The sequence below is a fragment of the uncultured Brachyspira sp. genome, from assembly GCF_944393015.1.
Classification (GTDB): domain Bacteria; phylum Spirochaetota; class Brachyspiria; order Brachyspirales; family Brachyspiraceae; genus Brachyspira.
On the sequence record NZ_CALXYQ010000111.1, the window covers coordinates 1 to 7743 of the forward strand.

The following is a 7743-nucleotide window of genomic DNA, read 5'->3' on the forward strand; positions in this document are numbered from 1 at the left end:
ATTTTTTCAACATTAGCATCTTCAAATCTTCCTAAAAATCTTCTTGCATAAGTAGAAAGCGATTCAACAAACCTTCTTTGACCTTCTTTAAAGATAGTATCGAAGGCAAGAGAAGTTTTTCCGCTTCCTGATACTCCTGTTATAACATTGATTTTATTTTTAGGAAGTGTCAAGCTTATATTTTTAAGATTATGTTTATTAGCACCTTTTATTATTAATGAAGTATTTTCTTCTTTTTTTGCTTCTTCTGTTTTAATAGATTCTTTTTTCTTTTTTGAAGGCTTTAATATTTCTTTAAGTTCTTTTGCTGTGAGAGATTCTTTAACTTTTATTATATCTTCAGGCTTACCCTCAGCAACGACTCTTCCTCCTTTATCTCCGCTTAAAGGTCCCATGTCTATAATATGATCAGCACATTTTATAACATCCAAATTATGCTCTACAACTAAAACAGTATTTCCTTTCTCAACGAGTCCGTCCAATGCTTTTAATAATTTCTTTATATCCTCAAAATGAAGTCCTGTAGTAGGCTCATCTAATATATATAAAGTGTTTCCCGTAGATATTTTATGAAGTTCGCTTGCTAGTTTTATTCTTTGAGCTTCACCTCCTGAAAGTGTAGTAGAAGGCTGACCTAATTTTATATATCCAAGTCCTATATCTTCCATTATTTTTAATATTCTTGTGATAGAAGTTATACCATCAAAAAATAGAATCGCTTCTGATACACTCATTTCAAGAACATCATAAATAGTTTTATCTTTATATTTAACATCTAAAGTTTCTGCATTAAATCTCTTTCCTCCGCATTCCTCACAAGGCACTAATACATTGGAAAGAAACTGCATTTCTAATTCTATAACTCCTGCACCTTCACAAGTAGGACATCTTCCTGTTTTTACATTGAATGAAAATCTTCCTTTATCATATCCCCTCATTTTGGCAAGTTTGGTAGCTGCAAATAAATCTCTTATAGGCGATAAAACTTTTGTATAAGTTGCTGGATTGCTTCTTGGGGTCCTTCCTATAGGAGATTGATCAACTTCTATAACTTTGTCAATATTTTCAAGTCCTTCTATTCTTTCATGGATTCCCGGAGTTAAAGTCTTACCGTAAAAATGATTATGCAATGCACGCATTAAAATATTTTCAACTAAAGTAGATTTACCGCTTCCTGAAAGTCCTGTAACTACAATAAATAAGCCCAAAGGAAATTGAACATCTATATTCTTAAGATTAAATTGATTAGCTCCAATTACTTTTAAAAACTTTCCGTTTCCTTCGCGTCTTTGTTTAGGAATTTCTATATCATCATCACCGCGTAAATATTTAGCAGTGTATGATCTATCCGATTTTATAAACTCTTCATAATCGCCAATACCTACAACTTCACCGCCATTAACACCAGCATTAGGACCTATATCAATTAAATAATCAGATTCCTCCATAGTTTCTTTATCATGCTCTACAACTATGACAGTATTATTTTTATCTCTTAATGTTTTTAATGATTCAATTAATTTTTTATTGTCTGATTGATGCAAACCTATTGAAGGCTCATCAAGTACATATAATACGCCTTCAAGTCCGCTTCCTATTTGTGAAGCTAATCTTATTCTTTGAGATTCTCCGCCTGAAAGAGTAGGTGAGGAACGCTCTATTGTGAGATAAGTTAATCCAACTTTCACCAAAAATGTTAATCTATAAATAATTTCTTTTACTATAGGAGCACCGATCACTTCTTCATTTGGTTTTAACTTTAATTTAGTGAAATAATCATATAAATCTTCTATAGTCATTGAAGAAAAATCAGCTATAGTTTTTCCATTGAATTTTACTGACAAAGCATCTTCATTAATTCTTTTTCCTTTACATTTGGGACATTCAACTTCGTCCATAAAATTAGCATAATAACTATTTTTATAAGTTTCATAATCGTATTTTAATCTGTCCAAAATTCCAGGCACTCTTTCTTCAACAAGTTTGCTATGATACCAGAATCTTTTTCTCCATTTTACTTCTTTATCCGTACCATAAAGTAAATATTTTTTTTCTGTTTTAGTTAAATCTTTCCAAGGCTTTTTTAAATCTATTTTATAAGTCTTTGCAATAACTTCAAGTTCATCAGTACCATATTCCATATCAAAACCAATATGATCATCTACAAAACAGGATAAAGCCCCTTCATAAATATTTAAATTTTCATCTTTTACAATATGTTTTTCAGTGAATACATGCTCAACTCCAAGTCCTCCGCAAACGGTGCAAGCTCCCATAGGGTTATTGAATGAGAACAAATTAGGCTCAATATCAGCAATAGAGTGTCCGCAATTTGCACAAGACCTTTCGGTTGTGTACAATTTATAATATTTATCTATTTCAAACTGCTTACTCATTTTGATTTTTTTCTTTTTTGTTTTTGTATCTTCTTCAGCATTTTCTGGAGTTTCTGTTTCTAATACTTCCTCGCTTTTTTCATGTTCTTCATAAAACGCTACTAAACCTTTTGTTATTCTTATAGCTCTTTCAATATCATCAGTGATTCTTGACAAATATTTATCTTCAACTTTTATTCTGTCAATCACTATTTCTAAAGTATGCTTTTCATATCTTTTTAATTCTGGTATTTCATCTTCATCGAATTTATAAACTATATTATCAATTCTTATTCTAGGATAACCTGCAAGTTTTACTTCTTCAATTTCTTTTCTATACTCTCCCTTTCTATCTCTTACAATAGGGGCGAGTACTAAAATTCTTTTTTCTGCAAACCCTCTTAAAACACTTTGAGCAATTTGGTCTTCGCTTTGCTTAGAAATTTTATGTCCGCATTTAGAACAGTAAGGAACTCCTAGTCTTGCAAATAATAATCTAAAAAAGTCATAAATTTCTGTAACGGTACCTACAGTGGAACGAGGATTTTTATTTACGCTTTTTTGGTCTATAGAAATAGTAGGGGATAATCCCTCAATATGTTCAACATCAGCCTTAGCCATAACACCTAAGAACTGTCTTGCATAAGCTGACAATGATTCCAGATATCTTCTCTGTCCCTCTTTAAAAATAGTATCGAAAGCAAGAGAACTCTTTCCGCTTCCTGATACTCCTGTCAAAGTAGTTAGGGTTTTATGAGGTATTGAAAGTGATACGTTTTTAAGGTTATGCTCTTTAGCACCTCTTATTTCTATAGAATTATTAGCCATAAAAAATCCTTACAAAAAAGTTAAAATATTATAACATAAATTCTATATAAAAAAAGGTTTTACTGGTATTAAATATTAATAAATAAATTTTATTACATTCCCCGCCCTTTAAAATTTGCTGCTTAAATTTGAACATAATACTTTATTATTCTTTAAAAGCTACAAAAGAAAAAGCATGCCCGCCCAAGCGGTTTTTTAATTTATAATTTTTACTATAAAATAAAATTAAAAAATTTATACACCGCACGCAGAATGAAGCTAAAAAATAAAGCTATTTTATAATTCAAATTCCACAAAATATGATGATAAGCTAACCGTGCGTTAAGTAGACTATAAATTTAATAAAAACTAGGGTGGGTTGCTATAATGTTAAAAAATAGTAAAAAATATCATTAGATTATTATTTTATAAATTAGCCATAAATATAAAGGGTGGGAATTCTGAATAAATTTCAAACCTATTTTTTACTAAATTAATATTTACTATATAAAAAAATCTTGAAAAATATAAATAAATGTATTATAATATGTATATAATAAATTCTCAGGATATCTAATGACATTAACAAATGTAGTTACAATCAAAAGCAAAAACGGAATGCATTTAAGACCAGCAGGAGTTCTATCACAAATATCAAGTAAAAATGAATATTCAAATATAGGAATATTTTTACTTTATAACGGTGTAAGAGCTGATGCTAAAAGTGTATTTAATATTATGGGACTTGGAGCATTTCAGGGTGCAAATCTAATCTTAGAAATAGAATATGAAGAAGGAATGGAAGAAGTAGCTAAACAAGCAGAAAAAGAATTAGTATATTTCTTTGAAGAAGGCTATATTCACGCTGAAGTACCAGAAGACGATTAATATTTTTATATTTATATTCACATAAAAAATACCAAATATAAGGATATCTAATGATTAGTTATTTTGTAATAGCTATGTTGGCAATATCTATTATTGTCGTTATGGTTTTAACGATAAAATTCAAGGTTCATCCGTTCATAGCTATGTTATTGGTGGCAATATTTCTAGCTTTTACACTTCATGTTCCATCTAATAATGATACTAATTATATAACAGAAATATCTGCTTTAATAGGAAAAGGGTTTGGAAATGCTTTAGCAAGTGTTGGCATAATAATAGTATTAGGCAGTGTAATAGGTAATATACTAGAAATGTCCGGAGCTGCTTTAAAATTGGGAGAAATAGTACTAAGAATAGTAGGAAAATCTCATCCAGCATTAGCAATGAATATATTAGGTTTTATAGTATCTATACCTGTATTCTGCGATTCAGGATATTTGATACTTACACCTTTAAGAAAAGCTGTTGCTAAAAAAAGCGGAGCATCTCCTGTTGCTTTATCTGTTGCATTATCTACAGGACTTTATGCTTCACATGCTTTAATTCCTCCAACTCCGGGTCCAGCAGCAGTTGTAAACCTATTCGGACTTGAAGCTCATTTATTAACTATAATAATTATAGGTTTGATAGTTGCTATCCCTACATCTTTAGTCGGAGCAATATACGGAATATTTATTGCAAAATATATAAAAAAGCCTAATTATCCAGATAAATCTCCTACTTATGAAACTCTAATAAGTGATATTGGAGGACTTCCTCCAACTTGGAAAGCATTAGCACCTATAGTAGTACCAATATTATTAATGGCTATAGGAAGTATAGTAAGATTTGATTCTTTTAGAGTTGGAAGCGGAATGATCAAAAATATCTTTATATTTTTGGGTGAACCATCTATGGCATTATTCATAGGATTTTTATTCTCACTGCTATTAACTCATAAATTCAATAAAGAAGAAATATCTATGTGGATAGGTGATGGTATAAGATCTTCAGGAAGTATATTGGCAATAGTAGGTGCCAGCGGTGCTTTTGCAGAAGTATTAAAATCTACTCAATTAGCTCAAATTATACCTGAATTAGGACATATATTTGGTTCATTAAATATGGGTTTGATTTTACCATTTATTATGGCATCAGCCCTAAAAATAATGTTAGGATCATCAACAATAGCTGTTATTACTGTAGCATCACTTTTTGCTCCTTTGCTTGGTACATTAGGATTTAATACCCCTATATCTCAAATATTAGTATTAATGTCTATAGGAGCAGGTTCTATGATAGCTTCTCATGCTAATGATAGTTATTTCTGGATAGTTGTAGAATTATCAGGTTTAAAAATAAATGATGCATATAAAGCTAGAACTTTAGCAACTTTCGTTCAAGGTATCACAGCTTTAATAATCATAATGATACTCGCTTTCCTTTTCAGATAATATAATAAATATTTGGAGAAAATAATGCTTAAAATAAAAATTATTAATAAATCAGATAATCCATTACCTAAATATCAAACACCAGGTTCTTCAGGACTTGATTTACATGCTAATATAGATGAGCCTATTACTTTAAATAAAAACGACATAGTATTAATACCTACAGGTCTTTTTATAGAAATACCTGAAGGTTATGAAGCACAAGTTAGAAGCAGAAGTTCTTTGGCATTAAAAAATGGAATATTTTGTTTAAACTCACCTGCTACAATAGATAGTGATTATAGAGGAGAATTAAAAGTAATATTAGCTTCTTTGACAGATACACCATTTACAATAAATAAAGGTGATAGAATAGCACAAATGGTTTTTGCTAAAGTAGAAAAGATATCTTTTGAAGAAACAGATTCTTTATCTGATACACAAAGGGGAGAAGGCGGGTTTGGCAGTACAAATAAATAACTATTGATATAATTAAAATTTTGTTTATAATATAGCGATGAATATTTTAAAATTATTTATATATATAGCAATATCATCATTGTCAATTATTTCATGCGGACTTCCAGATGTTACTGGAGTAACACTAGAATTAAATCAGCCTTACATAACAAAAGTTATACCTGGACAAAATAAAATAACAGTAGAATTTGAAGCTCAAAATAATGAACCTTCATTCAGCGGATATAATATATATTTTGGTGATAAGGAGAATCCTAGAAAATATAGACTATATAATCAGCAAAAAGCATTACCTACTTTAATAGAAACAAAATCTACAGTTGTAAAAAAGTATTCATTTACTATTGAAGTTGGATCTTATTTTTCTACAAATAGTGCTGATATATACACATTAAAAGAATCTGATTTAAATAATGGTATACCTATATATGTTTGGGTATCCGCATATCAAATAACTCCTCAATTAGAAAGTTATTATTACTATGATAATTTCGTAAAAATGGGTACTCCTAGACCAGAAGCTTTAAATCAAACTATAAATGTGAATACTACTATAAGTATGGATGGAAGAGATTTAGCTAGATTAATAAATGATGGCGGAGCATTATATTTTCAAAATGTTGCCAATGCAAGTATGATGGCAGTATCAGGCACTTCTTTGAATGATGTTGTAGTTCCTCCAGAAAATGGGTATGGAAATATTAATTTATCTGTAAAAGCTAACAGACTTTATTTAATAAAAATTATCGATGGAAACAATGCCTATTATGGAAAAATATATGTAAGGAGTGTAAATGGTACTAGCAGTATTACAGCTGATTATTGCCGTCAAACTGCTGCTGATATCTTGAGTTATTAATTATGAAAAAAATATTTATACTTAATATAATAGCAATTTTTTTATTTATTTCTTGTAACGAAGAACTTATTACTATAGTAGACGAATATAATTCTCCATATGATGTTTATGCAATACCTGGAAATGGTGAAGTAAGCATAAGTTTTTGGTCTGGGGTAATAGCTTCTGATTTTGCCGGATTTAATATATATGCTGGTACTTCTCCAAACTTTACTCAGCCGAATAATGCTATAAAAGATTCTTCAGGAGCATATCCAACAATAAAAGGGTCTAATCATACAAGAACAAATTTTGTAAAAAAAATTCCAAATTACACATTTAATAATGGTACATTATATTATATAGCAGTTACCGCTTATGGTACAAATGAATTAGTTGCCAATAAATACATAGAAACTACAATAACTTCTACATATCCTGTAATACCAAGACCAGAAGGTACTGGAAATGATGCTCCAGCATTATCTGCAAATGGAAATAACGTTGGAAATATAGATGCTGCTGGAGGAAAAGTAACACCTAGTGCAGGTTGGAAAGTTCAATATTTTGGGTATCAAACTAATTTTAATGCTGTAGTAATAGTTACAAATAATACGGATGATGCTTTTGATAGTGAAGCGGTATACTCAGTTAATGGACTTTATATATTTAAAAGCGGAAACCAATTAGCTAAAATTTGGATTACATCAGCGACTTCTTATCAATGGGCATATCAAGCAGATGCCTCTCAATGGTGGGGAATATAAGCTAATAATTTTTTCAAGCATAGAATAATTGTACTCTAAATTATTTATATTATAACAATTAATAGAATAAAGAATAATATATTAGTTTTTATTTATATAAGAATAGGGTAGTTAAAACTTCTATAACAGATATAATATTATAATATATTTAAATAAATATTTAATATTAGTATTTA

The 7743-nt window shown here is 29.6% G+C and carries 6 protein-coding genes; 5 read left to right on the forward strand and 1 reads right to left on the reverse strand.

The window, feature by feature from the left end; all coding sequences use genetic code 11:
- Nucleotides 1-3203, reverse strand: a 3203-nt coding sequence (uvrA, locus tag Q0K19_RS15345; protein ID WP_297249502.1) for an excinuclease ABC subunit UvrA, incomplete at its 3' end; no start/stop codon positions are given.
- Between the two features lie 555 nt (nt 3204-3758).
- On the opposite strand from uvrA, the gene Q0K19_RS15350 reads away from it, so the two are divergent.
- The 5 genes from Q0K19_RS15350 to Q0K19_RS15370 are packed head-to-tail and all read left to right on the forward strand — an operon-like array spanning nt 3759 to nt 7567.
- Nucleotides 3759-4070, forward strand: a complete 312-nt coding sequence (locus Q0K19_RS15350; RefSeq protein ID WP_014487885.1) for an HPr family phosphocarrier protein — start codon at nt 3759-3761, stop codon at nt 4068-4070.
- Between the two features lie 50 nt (nt 4071-4120).
- Nucleotides 4121-5503, forward strand: coding sequence for a GntP family permease (locus tag Q0K19_RS15355; RefSeq protein WP_297249505.1), 1383 nt, complete (start codon nt 4121-4123; stop codon nt 5501-5503).
- A 24-nt stretch (nt 5504-5527) separates the two neighbouring features.
- Nucleotides 5528-5962, forward strand: coding sequence for a dUTP diphosphatase (gene dut / locus Q0K19_RS15360; protein WP_297249507.1), 435 nt, complete (start codon nt 5528-5530; stop codon nt 5960-5962).
- A gap of 37 nt (nt 5963-5999) precedes the next feature.
- Nucleotides 6000-6821 carry a hypothetical protein gene (locus Q0K19_RS15365; protein ID WP_297249509.1) on the forward strand — a complete coding sequence of 274 codons (822 nt, stop codon included), beginning with the start codon at nt 6000-6002 and terminating at the stop codon, nt 6819-6821.
- Nucleotides 6822-6823: 2 nt separating this feature from the next.
- A complete protein-coding gene (locus tag Q0K19_RS15370) occupies nt 6824-7567 on the forward strand; it encodes a hypothetical protein (protein ID WP_297249511.1) in 744 nt (247 codons plus the stop codon).
- Nucleotides 7568-7743: the final 176 nt, after the last annotated feature.